The organism is Variovorax boronicumulans, from assembly GCF_040544675.1.
Lineage (GTDB): Bacteria > Pseudomonadota > Gammaproteobacteria > Burkholderiales > Burkholderiaceae_C > Variovorax > Variovorax boronicumulans_D.
In genome coordinates this window covers 1-1157 of record NZ_JBEPKK010000053.1, presented here as the reverse complement: position 1 = coordinate 1157, position 1157 = coordinate 1, and the positions used below count along the sequence as shown (strand labels likewise).

Below are 1157 nucleotides of genomic sequence, written 5' to 3'. Positions count from 1 at the left end.
CTAGTGTCCTGTCCCGTTAATTCGCCCGCATAGGCGGGTGAGTTTTTCGAGGATCGAATTGGCCGTTGCTGTCCATGTGAACGGCTTGCAGTTCTCGTTGTAGTGACTGACGAACGCGTTGATTTTGTTCGTCAGTTCCTTGACGCTTTTGAACGAACCGCGCCGTATGGCCTTGTCCGTGATGATCCCGAAGAAGCGCTCGACCTGATTGAGCCAGCTTGAATAGGTTGGCACGAAGTGCATATGCCAGCGCGGCCGTTGTGCAAGCCAGGCGCGCACCTTCGGGTGCTTGTGGCTGGCATAGTTGTCCACGATACAGTGCACGTCCAGCTCCAGCGGCACGGACTTGTCGATCTCGCGCAGGAATGCCAGGAACTCCTGGTGCCGATGACGTGGCTTGCAACTGGCCAGCACCGTGCCATTGAGCACGTTCAGCGCAGCAAACAAGGTGGTCGTGCCATGACGGACGTAGTCATGCGTGACGCCTTCGACATAGCCCAATCCCATCGGCAGCATCGGCTGTGTGCGCTCCAGTGCCTGGCACTGGCTCTTCTCGTCAACGCACAGGACCAGCGCGTTCTCAGGGGGATTCAGGTACAGCCCGACGACGTCTCGCAGCTTCTCGATGAACAGCGGATCGGTCGAGAGCTTGAAGCTCTCCACACGGTGCGGCTTGAGTTGGAACGCCTTCAGATAGCGCGCCACCGTCGTCTTGCTGATCCCGGTTTCTCCCGCCAGGCCGCGCGTGCTCCAATGCGTCGCGCCGCCAGCCGGCTTGGTGTGCAATGTCTTGTTGATCAATCCGGCCACGCGCTCATCGTCAACAGTGCGCGGGCGCCCGGGGCGCAGCTCGTCATAGAGCCCTGTGATGCGCTCGCGCGCATAGCGCGTTCGCCACTTCGTGACCGTGCTGCGATTGATCCCCAGTGCGTGCGACACGTCGGTGCTGCTCTTGTCTACGCCCTCGCATGCCAGCACCACCCGCGCCCTCAATGCCAATGCAGCAGGCAGCGAACGAGAGCGCGCCATCGAGGTCAACTCGGCGCGCTCTTCATCCGTCAATGTGATCTCAGTGCGTACGTGGGCGTTGGGCATGGCAGCATCTCCAAGGATGCCTCACCACAAGCAGTTCTCGTGCCTACGAATTAACGGGACAG

1 protein-coding gene is annotated in these 1157 nt (G+C 60.4%); it reads right to left on the bottom strand.

Annotated elements, in window-relative coordinates; translation table 11 throughout:
• A complete protein-coding gene (locus ABIC90_RS27360) occupies window positions 1-1095 on the bottom strand; it encodes an IS630 family transposase (protein WP_354359884.1) in 1095 nt (364 codons plus the stop codon).
• Window positions 1096-1157: the final 62 nt, after the last annotated feature.

Bases quoted from the DNA above. Each gene is read 5' to 3' on its own strand.
- ABIC90_RS27360 (WP_354359884.1), bottom strand. From the start codon at position 1,095: ATGCCCAACGCCCACGTACGCACTGAGATCACATTGACGGATGAAGAG.